Raw genomic sequence first — 16,443 nt, 5'->3', positions numbered from 1 at the left:
CTTCCGTTCCGCAAGCCGGCCTTGAGAGACAATCAATTGCGGATCGACCGATGAGTGATGCTGGCGCTCCCCAAGAAAAGCCTGAAGATCAAACAGATGGCGCCAATCAGGGCGGCTTCGCTCTCGGTGGCGCACCCGAGGCCGGAAAGCCCTATCGTGTGCTGGCGCGTAAATACCGCCCCTCCAGTTTCGACGATTTGATCGGCCAGGAGGCCATGGTCCGAACCGTTTCGAATGCGTTCGAAACGGGGCGAATCCCGCAGGCCTGGATTCTGACCGGGGTGCGCGGGGTCGGCAAAACCACCACGGCGCGGATTCTCGCCCGCGCGCTCAATTACGAAATGGCTGACGGCTCGGCGAAGGGGCCTGCGATCCAGATGCCTGTTCTCGGCGTGCATTGCCAGGCGATCATGGAAAGCCGGCACATGGACGTGCTGGAAATGGACGCCGCGTCGCATACCGGCGTCGACGATGTCCGCCAGATCAATGACAGCGTGCGCTATGCACCGGCCTCTGCGCGCTACAAGGTCTACATCATCGACGAAGTCCACATGCTGTCGACCGCCGCCTTCAACGCGTTCCTGAAAACGCTGGAGGAGCCGCCGGAGCACGCCAAATTCGTGTTCGCGACCACCGAAATCCGCAAAGTGCCGGTCACGGTGCTGTCGCGCTGCCAGCGTTTTGACCTCCGCCGGGTCGAGGCCGATGTGCTGATGGGGCATCTGTCAAACATCGCCGCGAAAGAGGGCGTCGAGGTCGAGCCCGAGGCGCTCGGCATCATCGCGCGCGCCGCCGAAGGCTCGGTGCGCGACTCGCTGTCGCTGTTCGACCAGGCGATCGCGCATGCCGCCGGCACCGTGCGCGCCGACGCGGTGCGGCAGATGCTCGGGCTCGCGGACCGCACGCGCGTGATCGATTTGTTTGAATCGCTGGCGCGCGGCGACATCGCCAGCGCCTTCAAGGAATTCCGCGAGCAATATGACGTCGGCGCCGATCCGGTGGTGGTGCTGTCTGACCTGGCCGAGTTCGTCAATTTCGTCACCCGCGTGAAAGTTGTGCCGGCCACCGCCGACAACGTCGCCTATGGCGAGACCGAACGCGTGCGTGCCCGCGATTTTGCGGCCAAATTGTCGATGCGGGTGCTGTCGCGGATGTGGCAGATGCTCCTGAAAGGCATCGCCGAGGTGCAGACCGCGACGCGGCCGGCCGCGGCCGCCGAAATGGTGCTGGTGCGCATCGCCTATGTCGCCGACATGCCGACGCCGGACGAAGCGATCAGGATGCTTGAACAAAATGGCGGTGGCTCGCCGGTCGTTTCGGCAAGTGCTGCGCCCTCGCGCGCGGCGCCGGCCTCGACCGTGTCCGCCATGTCGTCAGCGCCGATGCGCGCGCCCACGGCGCAAAGGTCCGGTGCCGAGGCGTCGGCGCGCCCGCAAATGGCCGCGCCCGCGCCTGAGGCGCAGTCCGCGCCCGCCTTGCGGATCACCAGCTTTACGCAGCTCGTCGCGCTGGCCGGCGAGAAGCGCGATCTGCTGATCAAGGCGGCGCTCGAGGCGGACATGCGGCTGGTGCGCCTGGAGGATGGGCGGCTGGAAGTCGCGCTCGAGCGCCACGCGGCGCGGGCGCTGGTCAGCGATCTCTCCCGCAAGCTGGAACTATGGACCGGCCGGCGCTGGACCGTGATCGTCTCCAACGAGACCGGCCAGCCGACGGTTCGTTCGCAGAACGAGCATGCGAAGAACGAACATGCGCGGGCCGCGGAAGCGGATCCGCGCGTGCAGGAAGTGCTGGCGCGGTTCCCGGGCGCCAAGGTCGTCGAGGTGCGCAAGCTTGCCGCCGAGCCGCCGGAAACCGATGCGATCGCCGAAGACCCGGCCGAGCGTTCGGACAGCGACGACGATTGATCGATATCTTGAGAAGACGCACCCAAGGAAAACTGCGAGGAAAACCCAATGGCTGATTTTCTCGGCATGATGAAGCAGGCGGCGCAGCTGCAATCCAAGATGCAGGCGATGCAGGAAGAACTCGGCAATGTCGAAGTCGAGGGCATTTCCGGCGGCGGCATGGTCGCCGTGCGGATGACCGCGAAGATGGAAGTGAAGGGTGTCAAGATCGATCCGTCGCTGATGAAGGCGGAAGACCGCGAGATCCTCGAAGACCTGCTGGTGACGGCGCATAACGACGCCCGGCGCAAGGCGGAAACCGCGATGCAGGAAAAGATGCAGGCGCTGACCGGCGGGCTCGGCCTGCCGCCAGGCCTTGGTCTTACTTAAATGCTCGGTCTCACCTGAAATGGCTACTGCGGTTGCCGGCCCTGAAATCGAACGTCTGATCCAGCTGTTGGCGCGGCTGCCGGGCCTTGGGCCACGTTCGGCGCGGCGCGCGGCGCTGCATCTGATCAAGAAGCGCGAAGCGCTGATGACGCCGCTCGCCGGCGCGCTGCAGGTGGCGATCGAAAAGATCCAGGTCTGCAAGACCTGCGGCAATATCGATACGCAAAATCCCTGCACGGTCTGTACCGATCCGCGGCGCGATCCCACCACCATCGTCGTGGTCGCCGACGTCGCGGATTTGTGGGCGCTGGAGCGCGCCAATGCGACCAACGGCCGCTATCACGTGCTGGGAGCCACGCTATCACCGCTCGACGGCGTCGGCCCGCAGGATCTCACCATCGACGCGCTGGTGGCGCGCGCACATGATTCGCAAGTCGGCGAGATCATCCTGGCGCTGAATGCAACGGTTGATGGTCAGACCACGGCGCATTACATCACCGATCTGCTGCAGGAAGCCAACGTCAAGGTGACACGGCTGGCCCATGGAGTTCCAGTCGGCGGCGAGCTTGATTATCTCGATGAAGGTACGCTATCCGCAGCGATGCGGCAGCGAACGCTGTTCTAACCAAAACAACGGAACTGACATGACGAAATCACGATTCGCCAAGCGCCTTTGTATTGCGGCTACCATGGCGGCGGCCTTGGCCGCGCCTTCCGCACGGGCGCAGCAGGCCGAGCCTGCGCCGAAGCCGGGCAAGCTGATCAATGCCGGCGACGTCCTGTCGGGGGAACTCAATGCGATGAAGGTTCGCGGCGGCAAGAAAGGCAAGCGCGTCGCCACCTATCAGCTGACCAGCGAGCCGCGCCGGCTGCCGCCGCCGAACGGGCTCTGCAATCTGGAGACCGGCCCCGAAACGTTCCAGCTCATCACCTCGAACGACGCGCAGGCCGCGCAACTGAAGAACTTCATCGGCAAGGAAATCTCGGTGAAGGTCGACGAAGTCGCCTGCGCGCAGGATGCCGGGCAGATGAGCGAAGCCGTGATCACCAAGTGGAGCGTCGTGACCAAGCATTGAGTTGTCGCCGTCGTCGTCACATACACCGCTGTTGCCACAAACACCGCTGTCATCGCCCGGCTTGACCGGGCGCCGCGGCTTCTCGGTCCTACAACCAACGTCTCTGGAATACTGGGTCCCCGCCCCCCGTGCGCAATTGCGCACTCGGCGGGGACGAAACCGAGGTTGTTGACGCAACGTTCAACGCCCTTGCAGCCTAAACTTTCACCGGCCCCAGTTCGTCGAAATGCCCGCGTCGCTGCAGCCATACCAGCAGGATCAGGCTCGGCACCGCGACCAGTACGGAGACCACGAAGAACAGCGGCCAGCCCGTCGCCGCGGCCACATAGCCCGAGCCAGAAGACAGATAGATGCGGCCGACTGACGCCAGCGCGGTGAGCAGCGCGTATTGCGTGGCGGTGTGCAGCGGGTTCTTGCACAGCGCAGATAGATAGGCGACGAAGATCACCGTGCCGATCGCGCCGGTGAACGCTTCCACCGAGACAGCGACGGTCAGCGCCCATTGCTGCGGCCCGACCAGCGCCAGCCAGGTAAAGGTGAGATTGGATACCGCCTGCAGCAGGCCGCCGATCCACAGGCAGGTTACCAGCGAGGTGCCGCGCGCGAGGAAACCGCCGGCGAAACCGCCGACCAGGGTCGCGGCCAGGCCGACGCCCTTGACGATGATGGCGTAGTCGTTGCGCGTAAAGCCGATGTCGATGATGAACGGCACTGTCATCGCGCCGGCGAAGGCGTCGGTGAACTTGAACAGCATCACGAACACCAGCACGACGATGGCATAGCGCTGGGTCAGGAACTCGCTGAAAGCGCCCATCGCGGCCTCGGCGATGCGGCTGACCGAAGGCTTTCCGCCTGCTGCGGCGTCAGCGATGCGGGACTGCTCCGGCTCCCGCGCGCACAGCACCGTGACGATGCCGATCAGCACCAGCGCCGCCATTGCCGCGAAACTCGCCATCCAGGCATCGAGCCGGCTCAGCCCGACATATTCGAAGCCAGTGACGAGAAACAGCGCACCGGCCGTGGACGCCACCATGCCGACGCGATAGGCCGCCACATAGGACGCCATACCGGCGGCCTGTTCGTTCTCCGCAAGGCTTTCGACCCTGTAAGCATCGACCACGATGTCCTGCGTTGCCGACGTCGTTGCGACCAGCAGGGCGCCGAGCGCCACGAAGAACGGCGAGCGCGCGGGATCGGTCAGCGCCAGTCCGAGGATCGCGGCCATCAGCAGCAGTTGGGTGAAGACCAGCCAGCCGCGCCGCCGCCCGAGCCAGCGCGTCAGCAGCGGAATGTTAAGGCCATCCACCAGCGGCGCCCACAGGAACTTGAGCGTGTAGGGCGTGCCGACCAGGGTGAACAGGCCGATGGTGCCGAGGCTGACGCCGTTCTCGCTGACCCAAACCAATAGCGTCGATCCCGACAGCGCCAGCGGCAGCCCGGATGAGAAGCCGAGCATCATCACGATCAGCACGCGCGGCTGCAGATAGACCGCCCACGCTTCGCGCCAGGAGGCGCGGGGTGGTGTTGCCGATGTCGAGGGGGCTTCAGGAGCGTTCATGATGAGGTGTTAGCAGATTCGGCTCTTCCCCTCTCCCCTTGTGGGAGAGGGTGGATCGAATGAGCGTAGCTCATTCGAGACGGGTGGGGGGTCTGTCTCCGCGGATAGAGACCCCTCATCCGGCGCTTCGCGCCACCTTCTCCCACAAGGGGAGAAGGGAAGATCTCACTCCCCCGCCTGCAGCTTGCGCTGCAACGGAAACAGCTCGGGTGCGCCTGTTTTGACGATGCGCGGGGCCTCGGGCGGCGGCTCGGACTTGCTGAAATCCAGCTCCTCGATCCGCCCCGCGCGCTTTTCGATCTTGTCGGCGGAAATCAGGATCTGGCGGACGTCCTCGTTCACATCGCCAAAATGCTTCTGCAACTTCACGACGCGGTCGCGCAGCCGGTTGAGATCGTCGCCGAGATTGAGAACTTCCGTGCGGATCTGGTCGGCGGCGTCGCGCATCCGCGCGTCTTTCAGGATCTGCTGCATCACCTGGATCGCCAGCATCAAGAGCGACGGGGACACCAGAACCACGCGGGCGCGGTAGGCCTTCTGGATCACGTCGTCGAACCCGTCGTGAATCTCCGCATAGACCGATTCCGACGGCACGAACATCAGCGCGGTGTCCTGAGTCTCGCCTGATATCAGGTATTTCTCGGCGATGTCGCTGACATGTTTCATCACGTCGGCGCGCAGCCGCTGGGTGGCGTGTTTCTTTTCCTCGTCGGTGCGCGCGTCGTGCAGCGCGGTCATCGCTTCCAGCGGAAATTTCGCATCGATGCAGAGCGGGCGCTGGTCGGGCAGGAACACCACGCAGTCCGGCCGCTTGCCGGTCGAGAGCGTATACTGGAACTCGTAGGCGCCCTTCGGCATGCCGTCCTGGACGATCGCTTCCATCCGCGCCTGGCCGAACGCACCGCGCGACTGCTTGTTGGCGAGCACGTCACGCAGCGTGGTGACCTGCGAGGTCAGATCGGTGAGATTTTTATGCGCATTGTCGATGATGCCGAGCCGCTCATGCAGCGCGCGCAAACTGTCCATGGTGTTGCGCGTGGTCGCTTCCATCGACTGGCCGACCCGGTGGGTCACCGAATCCAGCCGCTCATTGACGGCGCGGGCCATCTCGGCCTGGCGGCCGGCCAGCGCCTGTCCCATCGCGTCGACCCGCCCGGTGGATTCGCTCTGCGCCCGCAACATCTCGCTCAGGCGCTCTTCCAGCTCGTCAGCCCGGATCGCCTGCGCCATCGCGAGTTCCGCGCCGCGCCGGCCGGAGCGGGCAATCACGATGGCAATGGTCAGCAGCAGCACCAGCGCCAGCATGCCGAACCCGATCAGCGCGTCGCTGGTCCGAATCGGCAGGTCGCCGACCACAAAAAGAATCTCGTTCATGGCCTGCTTGTAGCCGATTCGCCGACTTGCACGAACGAAGAGGGAACATTTATGGTAAATGAAACCCTAATTTTCGTGGTTAACGCGGCCTTAAAAATCATGGTTAAGGCCGCCTTAACCGGTTCCGCCGCGCATTGACCCCGGCAAACCGGCAGCTTAAATCGCCCCATCATGGCATTAAGAGAAATCATCATCCTGCCGGACAAACAGTTGCGGCTCGTCTCCAAACCCGTAGAGAAGGTGACGGCGGAGATCCGCAAGCTCGCCGACGACATGTTCGAGACCATGTACGACGCGCCCGGCATTGGCCTCGCCGCGATCCAGGTCGCCCAGCCGCTGCGGTTGATCACCATGGATCTGGCCAAGAAGACCGAGGACGGCGAGACCAAGCCGCAGCCGCGGGTCTTCATCAATCCGGAAATCATCTCCTCGTCCGAGGAACTGTCGGTTTATGAGGAAGGCTGTCTGTCGATCCCCGAATATTACGAGGCGGTGGAGCGGCCGGCGCAGGTGCGCGTGCGCTTCACCGATCTGGACGGCAAGGTGCATGAGGAGGACGCCGACGGCCTGTTCGCGACCTGCATCCAGCACGAAATCGATCACCTCAACGGCGTGCTGTTCGTGGATTACCTGTCCAAGCTGAAGCGCGATCGTGTGCTGAAGAAGTTTACCAAAGCCGCGAAACGGGCGGCGGAGTAGGCCAGACTCTCTCTGCCGTCATGCCCGGCCCTGTGCCGGGCATCCACGTCTTTCTTACTTGCGGCGTCAAAGACGTGGATGGCCGGGACAAGCCCGGCCATGACTAGTAAACTAGAATCTCCGTAGGACATCCTTCGAACATGTCTCTCCGCTTGATCTTCATGGGCACGCCCGATTTCGCGGTGCCGACGCTGCTGGAGCTCGTGGCCCATGGCCATGAGATCGCGTGCGTCTATACCCGCGCGCCGAAGCCGGCCGGGCGTGGCATGAAGCTGCAACCGACGCCCGTCGAGCAGGAAGCGCGGCGGCTCGGCATATCCGTGTTGACGCCGACCACATTGAAGACGCCGGACGCGCTGGACGCGTTTCGCGCCCACAACGCCGATGCCGCCGTTGTCGTCGCCTATGGCATGATCCTGCCGCAGGCGATCCTGGATGCGCCTCCGCTCGGCTGTTTCAACCTGCACGGCTCGCTGCTGCCGCGCTGGCGCGGCGCTGCCCCGATCAATCGCGCCATCATGGCAGGCGACGCGGAGACCGGCGTGATGGTGATGAAGATGGACGTCGGTCTCGATACCGGCGACGTCGCAATGGCCGAGCGCCTTCCCATTTCGGACACCATGACGGCTGCCGATCTGCATGACGCGCTGGCCCCATTGGGCGCTGACCTGATGGTGCGCGCGATGGGCGGGCTGGAACGCGGCGGCCTGCAATTGCGCAAGCAAAGCGAACAGGGCGTCACCTACGCGGCCAAGATCGAGAAAGCCGAGGCGCGGATCGACTGGAGCCGGCCGGCGCGCGAAGTGCTGCGGCATATTCACGGGCTGTCGCCGTTTCCCGGCGCCTGGTGCGAGGCCGCACTCGACGGCGAAATCGCGCGCATCAAAATCCTGCGCTGCGAGCCGGCGAAGGGCGCAGGGGCGCCGGGTGACGTGCTCGACGAGCAGCTCACGATCGCCTGCGGCGACGGCGCGATCAAAATTCTCGAATTGCAGCGCGCCGGCAAGTCGCCGATGAAAGCCGCGGATTTTCTGCGTGGCACGCCGTTAAAACCGCCGGCGCGGCTCGGCTGATGCCCCGCTACAAGCTCATCATCGAGTATGACGGCAGCCCCTTCAGCGGCTGGCAGATTCAGGACAACGCCCCAACGGTGCAGGGCGCGCTGGAAACCGCGGTCAAGGCAATCTGCGGCGAACAGGTTCGCGTGCACGGCGCGGGGCGCACCGATGCCGGCGTGCACGCGCTGGGCCAGGTTGCGCATTGCGACATTGAGAAGCCGTTTCCACCGGGGCGGCTGCGCGACGGGCTGAATGCGCATCTGCGGCCGCATCCGATCGGCGTGCTCAGCGCCGAGATCGTGGCCGACGATTTCGAGGCGCGATTTTCAGCCATGAAGCGCCACTACCGCTATCGCATCACCAACCACCGCGCCAATCTCGCGCTCGACATCGGCCGCACCTGGCGGGTGCCGCGACATCTCGATACCGATACGATGCATGCCGCCGCCCAGCGGCTGCTCGGCAAGCATGATTTCACGACGTTCCGCGACACCGAGTGCCAGGCGAAATCGCCGGAGAAGACGCTCGACCAGCTCGACGTCATCAGGGACGGCGACGCGGTTGCCATCGTGACCTCGGCGCGCTCGTTCCTGCATAGCCAGGTGCGCTCGATGGTGGGCTCATTGGTCTGGGTCGGCGAAGGCCGCTGGAGCGCCGACGATCTTGCCTCAGCCCTTGCCGCCCGCAACCGCGCCGCCTGCGGCCCCGTCGCGCCGCCGGACGGGCTATATCTGGTACGCGTGGATTATTGAGAACCCCAATCCCTACTGTGCATGGGGTTGTTTTCGCGATTTTTTTCCGACCGAAGCGGCGCGATCACGAAAAGTACCGATCCAGTATCCCGCGATAAACCTTCGTCAGCTTTTCCAAATCCGACACCGGCGTGCGCTCGTCGACCTGGTGCATGGTCTGGCCGACCAGGCCGAATTCGATCACCGGGCAATAGCTCGAGATGAAGCGTGCATCGGACGTGCCGCCGGAGGTCGACAGTTCCGGCTTGCGTCCCGTCACCTCTTCGATCGCACTGACGGCGAGGTCGGTGAAGGCGCCGGGTTTTGTGACGAACACGTTGGAGTTCGAGGGCTCCCATTTGATGTGCGCGCGGATGCGGTTGCCGCAGGCTTTCGCCAGCCGCTCATCGACCAGCGCCCGCAGCGTTTCCTGCGTGTGGTTGTCGTTGAAGCGGATGTTGAACTTCGCACGCGCCTGTCCGGGGATCACGTTCCTGGCGGTGTTGCCGACATCGACGGACGTGAATTCGAGGTTGGAGGCCTGGAACTGGGCGCTGCCATGGTCGAGCGGCTCGTCGCTCAGCGCCACGATCAGCCGCGAAATATCCGGCACCGGGTTGGCCGCGCGATGCGGATAGGCGACGTGGCCCTGCACGCCATCGACGAACAGCGTGCCGGATTGCGAGCCGCGGCGGCCGACCTTGATGCAATCCCCTAGCACTTCGACATTGGAGGGCTCGCCGAGCACGCAATGGTCGAATTTCTCGCCGCGCTCGGCGCACCACTTCAGCAGCTTGATGGTGCCGTTGACGGAAACGTCTTCCTCGTCGCCGGTGATCAGGAACGAGATCGACCCCTTTGGCTTGCCGTCATTGTCAGCGAGATATTGCAGCACCGCCGCGACGCTGCAGGCGATGCCGCCCTTCATGTCGACCGCGCCGCGGCCGTAGAGAAAGCCGTCCTTGATGTCGCCCGAGAAAGCGCCATGGCTCCATGCGCCTTCATCGCCGGCCGGCACCACGTCGGTATGCCCCGCGAAGGTGATGTGCGGCGCGGCGTTGCCGATGCGGGCATAGAGATTGTCGATGTCTGATGTGCCGGGCTCGCCGAATGTAACGCGATGCACCTCGAAGCCGGCGGCCTTCAGGAGGTTTTCGAGAACACCGAGCGCGCCGGCATCGGCCGGGGTGACGGAAGGGCAGCGGACGAGGTCGCGGGTAATGGAAACAGCATCATTCATACCCCGGCTTAACATGCCAAACCGGCGGCGGGCCAGCCTTGTGGGGCACCATTTCGATCTCGCTTTGCTGGTCCCATGCGGGCCGCGTATCGACCGGCGCCAGCGGGTCGGCGCCGAACCGGTTGGGCCCTCGCGAGCCCTTGAGGAAGAACAGCTCGATAATTCCCCAGACCCACAAAACGAGAATGCAGATGGCCAACAACAAACCGAATACGTCGGGAAGCCAGTCGGTGAGCTGGTCGAAGGGACGGGAAAAGACCAGGAGCGTGGCTATCCACCAGCCGCTTCTCCCGCGATCGTGCAAGCGCTTGACCGAGGTGGCGAAAAAGACCCACAGCAGCAGGACCGAGCCGGCGGCCTGGAAAAACAGGACTGGCGCGTTGACCCATGACAGCGATCGATAAGAAGCGGAGCCGAATAGCTTGAGGATTTCCTCGATGCCGAGGCTGAAATTGAAAGGCCCGGTCCCACCAAGGAGGAGGACGACGCCTATCGTCAGGATGGCAAGGAATATCATCCAGCAAATGCTGATCAGCAGCGCCTGCCAATATCTGGCGCGGTTGAGGCGACCCTCAAATCTGAACAGGTACCAGGCGTAGTCCATGCGCGTAACTCCGGGCTACCAGCCAGGTATTAACCACGTGCGACCGGGCCAGCACGCTGCAGGAGAAAATCCGGAACGCCGAACGACTGCGCGTGCGAAACAACAGGAGATTTGGGAGGGCTGCGCGTCGGATCGGTTCCGAACCGGTTGCGGCCATCGGTTCCGATCAGGAAAAACAGCTCGATGACAATCCAGGTTTGCAGAACCGAGAGGGCCACAGCACCCATCACGAGCAGCATCTCCCGCGCGCCGGAAACATCAACGCCGAAATAGAGCCCGAAGAAGAGAGCATAATAAACGTAGGAGAGAGGGTTAACGATCAGCACCGCAATCGCCCACCAGCCGCTTCGGTCGCGGTCGTGAAGCCGCTTGGCCGTCGTGGCGGCGTTGATCCAGAGCATCGCGATGACGGCGCCGGCCTGCAAAACCTCCCATTGCCCTAACGGGGATTTGAGCCAAAGCACCAGCCAGCAAGTCAGGAGGGCGAGCTGGACCGCTAGGTATCTGGCGCGGTTGATGCGGCCATTGAAACTGAACAGAAAACGGGCGTAGTCCATCGCATCCTCCGGACGGCGGAAAAACCCCGCGGTTCCGGAATATTGGTCGCGTCAGACGGCCGCGGGGTTCGAGCTTTGGGCTCGAAATCAGTCCCGCAGCAGCTCGTTGATGCTGGTCTTGGCGCGGGTGCGCTCGTCGACGCGCTTGACGATCACCGCGCAGGCAGTGGACGGGCCGGGCTGGCCGTTCTTCAAGGGGCGCGCCGGCAGGTTGCCGGGCACCACAACGGCATATTCCGGAACTTCGCCGATGAAGGTCTCGCCGGTGTCGCGGTCGACGATCTTGGTGGAGGCGCCGAGGAACACGCCCATCGAGAGCACCGCGCCCTTGCGCACGATCACGCCTTCGGCGACTTCCGAGCGCGCGCCGATGAAGCAATCGTCCTCGATGATCACGGGCTCGGCCTGCAGCGGTTCCAGCACGCCGCCGATACCGACGCCGCCGGAAATGTGCACGCGCTTGCCGATCTGCGCGCAGGAGCCGACCGTGGACCAGGTGTCGATCATGGTGGCCTCATCGACATAGGCGCCGAGATTGACGAAGGACGGCATCAGCACGACGTTGCGGGCGATGAAGGCCGAGCGGCGCACGATCGCGCCGGGCACCGCGCGGAAGCCGGCGTCGCGAAAACGGTTCTCGCCCCAGCCATCGAACTTCGACGGCACCTTGTCCCACCACGTCGCCTTGCCGGGGCCGCCCGGGATCGCACCCATGTCGTTGAGGCGGAACGACAGCAGCACCGCCTTCTTCAGCCACTGATTGACTTTCCACTTGCCGTCGGCCGCGCGCTCGGCGACGCGCACTTCGCCCTTGTCGAGCAGTTCGAGCGAATGATCGACGGCTTCGCGAACTTCACCCCTGGTCGACGTCGAGATGCCGTCGCGGGCATCGAACGCGGTGTTGACGGTGGATTCCAGCGCGGACAGGGACATCGGGATTTCCTCGGGATATCGGGCCAGTTGTGACGTGAATTGGGAGGCTTTTTCGGGATTTGGCGGGAGAGAGTCAAGGCTTGCGCTCCCGTCGTCCCGGCCTTGAGCCGGGACCCATAACCACAGGGAGCTATGATTTGAAGAAGGTATCTACCCGCAGCGCTTCATCATATCCGCCGCGGCGTATGGGTCCCGGCGTTCGCCGGGACGACGTGGGGACACACAGTACCTCTAAACCTGCGGCAGTCGCGCCAAAAACCCCGTCAAATCATCCGTGACATGATCGACATAGGCGGCGTCGCGGCCTTCCAGTTCCCAGTCCTCGCGGACCACTTCCTTGGCGCCGTCAGGCACCACCAGCACCGTCGTCATGCCGAGCTCGTGCGGCACCACGAGGTTGCGGGCGAGATCCTCGAACATTGCGGATTTTTGCGGATCGACGCCGTGAACCCTAAGGAATTTCTGGTAGGTCTGCAGCGCGGGCTTCGGCTCCAGCTCGGCGGCAATGATGTCGAACACCGCCTCGAAATGATCCCCAATGCCAAGCCGCGCCAGCACCGCGCCGGCGTGGTCGGTCGAGCCGTTGGTCAGGATCAGCTTGCGCCCCGGCAGCCTGGCGATCGCAGCTCCCATCGCCGGGTTCGGCTCCAGCGGCGAATGGTCGATCTTGTGCACATAGGCCAGGTAATCGTCGGCGTGCACGCCGTGCTCGGTCATCATGCCGCGCATGCTGGTGCCATAGCGGCGGTAATAATCCTTCTGCAGCACCCGCGCTTCTTCCGCCGAGATCTTCAGGTAGGTGCTGATGAACTCGCCGATGCGGGCGTCGACCTGCTGCCACAGATTGACGTGATGCGGGTACAGCGTGTTGTCGAGGTCGAACACCCAGGTGTCGATGTGGGTGAAGGTGCGGGGTGTTGTCATGACTCGCTCTCCACCGTCGTCCCGGCGAACGCCGGGACCCATACGCCGTGTAGAATCTTGTTGAGCACAGTGTGAATTGCCTTTTCTTGTGGCGCCGTCATCAGCCAAAACTCAGATCGGTGGTTATGGGTCCCGGCGTTCGCCGGGACGACGATAGCGGGCGTTCCCATCATGGCATCGCAAACCGCAGCGTCTTGCCGCCGCCCGTCATGTCGACGACGGCAAAGCCGATCGGGCTGAGGCCGCGGCTGCCGCAATCGCCCTGTTCGTTGATTTCGAATTTGCTCTCGCGGGTGCAGAGTTCCCTGGTGCCGCCCCAGTTCAGCGGCTTGTCCTTCAGTTTGACCGTGCGGTTCTCGCCGTCGACGGCCTCGGCGAAACTGAACACCTGCTTCGGCTGGCCGGTCACGTCGGGATGCAGGCATTTGCCGGGATCGATCCGATACCAGCCGCGGCTGGTCACGGCCTTGCCGTCGTCGGTGGCGACCGCGGCCATGATCTTGTGTGGCGTGTCGTTGCACCAGGTGAGCCCCGTCGCGGACGGCGACTGCACCGCATCGATCATGGTGGTGAAGAAGTTCGGCGACTGCACGATGTCGGGGCTAAGCCCTCGATTCTTCAGGAATGCGTTCAGCGCGGCTTGTGTCTTCGGGCCATCGACGCCGTCGATGGGAGCGGCGTCATAGCCCGCGATCACCAGCAGCCGCTGGATGCCGGCAAGGCGCGCCTGTTCGTCGTCATACTCGCTGCCCTCGGCCAGATAGGCCACCAGATGGCCATCGTCGGTCTGCGTCGGCGTGACCTGGGTGAACGGCGCCGGGGTCTGTCCGGTGCGGCACTGGCGTGCCGCGGCGATGATGAAGTTCTCCGGTGCGATGCACAGCGTGTCGTTGCCGCCCTGCGGGATCGGCGAGGCGCCGTAGACGCCGAGCGCGCGCGCATTGAGGAGGATGCGATCCGCGGTCAGCGCGCCCTGCAGCACGACGCGGCAGGCGGCAGGATCGATGCGAAACCAGCCCCGGGTGGCGGTCGCCGATTTGTCGTCGATGCCGATCGCGGCCTCGACCACATAGCTCATGCGGTTGCAGAGCTTCAGGTCGGCCAGCGCCGGCAACGACGAAACGACCAGCGAGATCGTGGCCGCCGGCAGTGCCAGGATCGTGCGTCTCCCATACCGCCGCATTCTGGCGCGGAAGCGGCGCGTGAACTTCGCGGGCGGGGAGATCGCGCTTGTCACTTGTGGATCAGCGTGCCGGTGCCTTGATTGGTGAACAATTCGAGCAGCACGGCGTGCTGTGTCTTGCCGTCGATGATGACGACGCCCTGCACGCCCTGTTCGAGCGCATAGATGCAGGTCTCGACCTTGGGGATCATGCCGCCGGAAATCGTGCCGTCGGCGATCAGCTTGCGCGCATCCTTCACCGACAGTTCCGGAATCAGCTTCTTGGACTTGTCGAGCACGCCGGGAACGTCGGTCAGCAGCAGCAGACGTTTTGCCTTCAGCGCGCCGGCCACTGCGCCGGCAAAGGTGTCGGCGTTCACGTTCAGCGTCTGCCCGTCATGCGAGGTCGCCAGCGGCGCCAGCACCGGGATCAGCTCATAGCCGATCAGCTGGTTCAGCAAGGTCAGGTCAACCTTGTCGGGGTCGCCGACGAAGCCGAGATCGACAGCCTTTTCGATGTTGGAATCCGGATCGACCATGGTGCGCGTCGTCTTCGACGCCTTCACCATGTTGCCGTCCTTGCCGCTGAGGCCGACGGCCTTGCCGCCGGCTTCGTTGATGTAACCGACCAGTTGCTTGTTGACCGAACCGGCCAGCACCATCTCGACGATTTCGATGGTCGCCGCGTCGGTGATACGGAGGCCCGCGGCGAATTCGGACTGGATGCCGAGCCGCTTCAGCATGGTCGCGATCTGCGGCCCGCCGCCATGCACGACCACCGGATTGATCGCGGTCTGCTCCAGGAGCACGATGTCGCGGGCGAAAGCCTTGGCGAGATCCTCGGCGCCCATGGCATGGCCGCCATATTTAATGACGATGGTTTCCTCGTCATATTGCTGCATGTGCGGCAGCGCCTCGGACAGGATGCGGGCCTGATCGAGCGGGCTGATATGTTGCGAGTCGGTCATGAAGCGGCTCTCGTCATTTCCAGATGTCGGGCCGGGTTCTAGCTGATTGGCGGGCAGGGCGCAAAGTGGGGATTTATTGGCCTCTCCGCGTACATTCTTCCCCCCTTGTGGGAGAGGGTGGATCGAATGAGCGAAGCTCATTCGAGACGGGTGAGGGGTCTGTCTCCGCGGATAGCGACCCCTCATCCGGCGCGCTTTGCGCGCCACCTTCTCCCACAAGGGGAGAAGGAAGAAGAAGCGGCCTCAGCTGCGCCGTGGCCAGGCCGTGGCGATGGCCAGCACCAACCAACTCGCGATCAACAATGTCCCACCCGTGGGCGCTGCCATCGGAAACAGGCCGTGTCCGGCATATTGCCGCAGCGTCAGGTCGCCGGCGAACAGGCCGGCCGCGATGACGAAGCCGAAGGCGGCCACGATGCCGATGCGGGGGTGGATGAGGCCACGTTCGGCCAACGCCACCGCAGCGAGAACGGCGGTGGCATGGAACAGCAGCATCGATGACGCCGACGCCAGCCGCGACGCGTCGGCCTGATGCGCGGAGGCCGCCGCCAGTATCACGCCATCGGCGCCCATGATGGCGGCCAGCACGATCAGGATACGACAGGCGCGTGACATCAGCTGCGCTCACCGAGCAGGCGCACCATCGCCGCGCGCAATTCCGGCATGCCGCTGCCATCGCGCGAGGAGGTTACCAGCACGTCCGGAAACGCGGCGGGGTGTTTGGCCAGCGCTGCCGTCGTTTCTTCGATGTGCTTTTCGAGCTCTGTGCGCTTGACCTGATCGGCCTTGGTCAGCACCACCTGATAGCTCACGGCCGACTTATCGAGCGTCTTCAGCACATCCTGGTCGACGTCCTTGATGCCGTGGCGGGCATCGATCAGCACATAGACCCGCGCCAGCGTGGCGCGGCCCTGCAGGAATTGATGGATCAGCTTGGTCCAGGACGCGACCTTGGCCTTCGGCGCCGAGGCGTAGCCATAGCCGGGCATGTCGACCAGGCGCAGCCCGGCGTTCTCAGGGCCTTCGAAGAAGATCAGTTCCTGGGTGCGTCCGGGCGTGTGCGAGGTGCGCGCCAGCGCGTTGCGGCCGGTCAGCGCGTTGATGAGGCTCGATTTGCCGACATTGGAACGGCCGGCAAACGCCACCTCCACGCTGGCCATCGGCGGCAGCGTTTCGATCGACGGCGAGGCCCAGACGAACTGCCATTCGCCGGCGAAAAGTTTTCGCCCCTCTTCGATCAGCTTCGCATCGGTTTCCGCGGTCATGCGAAGGTTTCCTGTTCTTCG

18 protein-coding genes are annotated in these 16,443 nt (G+C 64.1%); 7 read left to right on the top strand and 11 right to left on the bottom strand.

The window, feature by feature from the left end:
• Positions 1-50: 50 nt before the first annotated feature.
• The 4 genes from JQ600_RS08155 to JQ600_RS08140 are packed head-to-tail and all read left to right on the top strand — an operon-like array spanning position 51 to position 3,349.
• Entirely contained in the window at positions 51-1,904 is a 1,854-nt protein-coding gene (locus JQ600_RS08155) for a DNA polymerase III subunit gamma/tau (protein ID WP_212270048.1), read from the top strand.
• Positions 1,905-1,952: 48 nt separating this feature from the next.
• Complete coding sequence (locus JQ600_RS08150) at positions 1,953-2,273, top strand: YbaB/EbfC family nucleoid-associated protein (protein WP_192739178.1); 321 nt, start codon at positions 1,953-1,955, stop codon at positions 2,271-2,273.
• A gap of 19 nt (positions 2,274-2,292) precedes the next feature.
• On the top strand, positions 2,293-2,898 hold the full coding sequence (recR, locus tag JQ600_RS08145; RefSeq protein WP_212270049.1) for a recombination mediator RecR: 606 nt from the start codon (positions 2,293-2,295) through the stop codon (positions 2,896-2,898).
• Between the two features lie 19 nt (positions 2,899-2,917).
• Positions 2,918-3,349: a hypothetical protein gene (locus tag JQ600_RS08140; protein WP_212270050.1), complete on the top strand. Its 432-nt coding sequence runs from the start codon at positions 2,918-2,920 to the stop codon at positions 3,347-3,349.
• A gap of 196 nt (positions 3,350-3,545) precedes the next feature.
• On the opposite strand, the gene JQ600_RS08135 is transcribed toward JQ600_RS08140, so the two are convergent.
• Together JQ600_RS08135 and JQ600_RS08130 are read right to left on the bottom strand one after the other, a co-directional pair.
• Positions 3,546-4,907, bottom strand: a complete 1,362-nt coding sequence (locus JQ600_RS08135) for an AmpG family muropeptide MFS transporter (protein WP_212270051.1) — start codon at positions 4,905-4,907, stop codon at positions 3,546-3,548.
• A 165-nt stretch (positions 4,908-5,072) separates the two neighbouring features.
• Positions 5,073-6,281: a DNA recombination protein RmuC gene (locus JQ600_RS08130; RefSeq protein ID WP_212270052.1), complete on the bottom strand. Its 1,209-nt coding sequence runs from the start codon at positions 6,279-6,281 to the stop codon at positions 5,073-5,075.
• Positions 6,282-6,452: 171 nt separating this feature from the next.
• On the opposite strand from JQ600_RS08130, the gene def reads away from it, so the two are divergent.
• From def to truA, 3 genes are all read left to right on the top strand, one after another.
• Entirely contained in the window at positions 6,453-6,980 is a 528-nt protein-coding gene (def, locus tag JQ600_RS08125; protein WP_212270053.1) for a peptide deformylase, read from the top strand.
• A 140-nt stretch (positions 6,981-7,120) separates the two neighbouring features.
• Positions 7,121-8,053, top strand: a complete 933-nt coding sequence (fmt, locus tag JQ600_RS08120) for a methionyl-tRNA formyltransferase (protein ID WP_212390299.1) — start codon at positions 7,121-7,123, stop codon at positions 8,051-8,053.
• The gene (gene truA / locus JQ600_RS08115; protein ID WP_212390298.1) at positions 8,053-8,790 is read left to right on the top strand and encodes a tRNA pseudouridine(38-40) synthase TruA; all 738 of its coding nucleotides are present in this window, start codon (positions 8,053-8,055) and stop codon (positions 8,788-8,790) included. Before fmt ends, truA begins: the two co-directional genes overlap by 1 nt.
• A 64-nt stretch (positions 8,791-8,854) precedes the next feature.
• Here the strand turns inward: truA and dapE are convergent, their stop codons facing one another.
• From dapE to yihA, 9 genes are all read right to left on the bottom strand, one after another.
• On the bottom strand, positions 8,855-10,009 hold the full coding sequence (dapE, locus tag JQ600_RS08110; protein ID WP_212390297.1) for a succinyl-diaminopimelate desuccinylase: 1,155 nt from the start codon (positions 10,007-10,009) through the stop codon (positions 8,855-8,857).
• Positions 10,002-10,613 carry a DUF805 domain-containing protein gene (locus tag JQ600_RS08105; protein WP_212390296.1) on the bottom strand — a complete coding sequence of 204 codons (612 nt, stop codon included), beginning with the start codon at positions 10,611-10,613 and terminating at the stop codon, positions 10,002-10,004. The genes dapE and JQ600_RS08105 overlap by 8 nt, the downstream gene beginning before the upstream one ends.
• A gap of 29 nt (positions 10,614-10,642) precedes the next feature.
• Entirely contained in the window at positions 10,643-11,170 is a 528-nt protein-coding gene (locus tag JQ600_RS08100) for a DUF805 domain-containing protein (RefSeq protein ID WP_212390295.1), read from the bottom strand.
• Positions 11,171-11,257: 87 nt separating this feature from the next.
• Positions 11,258-12,103 carry a 2,3,4,5-tetrahydropyridine-2,6-dicarboxylate N-succinyltransferase gene (dapD, locus tag JQ600_RS08095; RefSeq protein WP_212270058.1) on the bottom strand — a complete coding sequence of 282 codons (846 nt, stop codon included), beginning with the start codon at positions 12,101-12,103 and terminating at the stop codon, positions 11,258-11,260.
• A gap of 231 nt (positions 12,104-12,334) precedes the next feature.
• Complete coding sequence (locus JQ600_RS08090) at positions 12,335-13,027, bottom strand: pyrimidine 5'-nucleotidase (protein WP_212390294.1); 693 nt, start codon at positions 13,025-13,027, stop codon at positions 12,335-12,337.
• A 169-nt stretch (positions 13,028-13,196) separates the two neighbouring features.
• Positions 13,197-14,183, bottom strand: a complete 987-nt coding sequence (locus JQ600_RS08085) for a DUF1036 domain-containing protein (protein ID WP_212390327.1) — start codon at positions 14,181-14,183, stop codon at positions 13,197-13,199.
• Positions 14,184-14,260: 77 nt separating this feature from the next.
• On the bottom strand, positions 14,261-15,157 hold the full coding sequence (gene argB / locus JQ600_RS08080) for an acetylglutamate kinase (RefSeq protein WP_192739163.1): 897 nt from the start codon (positions 15,155-15,157) through the stop codon (positions 14,261-14,263).
• 243 nt (positions 15,158-15,400) lie between these two features.
• Positions 15,401-15,772, bottom strand: a complete 372-nt coding sequence (locus JQ600_RS08075; protein ID WP_212390293.1) for a DUF423 domain-containing protein — start codon at positions 15,770-15,772, stop codon at positions 15,401-15,403.
• On the bottom strand, positions 15,772-16,422 hold the full coding sequence (gene yihA, locus JQ600_RS08070; RefSeq protein ID WP_212209327.1) for a ribosome biogenesis GTP-binding protein YihA/YsxC: 651 nt from the start codon (positions 16,420-16,422) through the stop codon (positions 15,772-15,774). Before yihA ends, JQ600_RS08075 begins: the two co-directional genes overlap by 1 nt.
• Between the last annotated feature and the right edge of the window lie 21 nt (positions 16,423-16,443).

It is taken from the genome of Bradyrhizobium sp. AUGA SZCCT0176 (assembly GCF_018130145.1).
Lineage (GTDB): Bacteria > Pseudomonadota > Alphaproteobacteria > Rhizobiales > Xanthobacteraceae > Bradyrhizobium.
The sequence above is the reverse complement of the archived record's forward strand: the minus strand, read 5'-3'. Positions and strand labels throughout refer to the sequence as shown.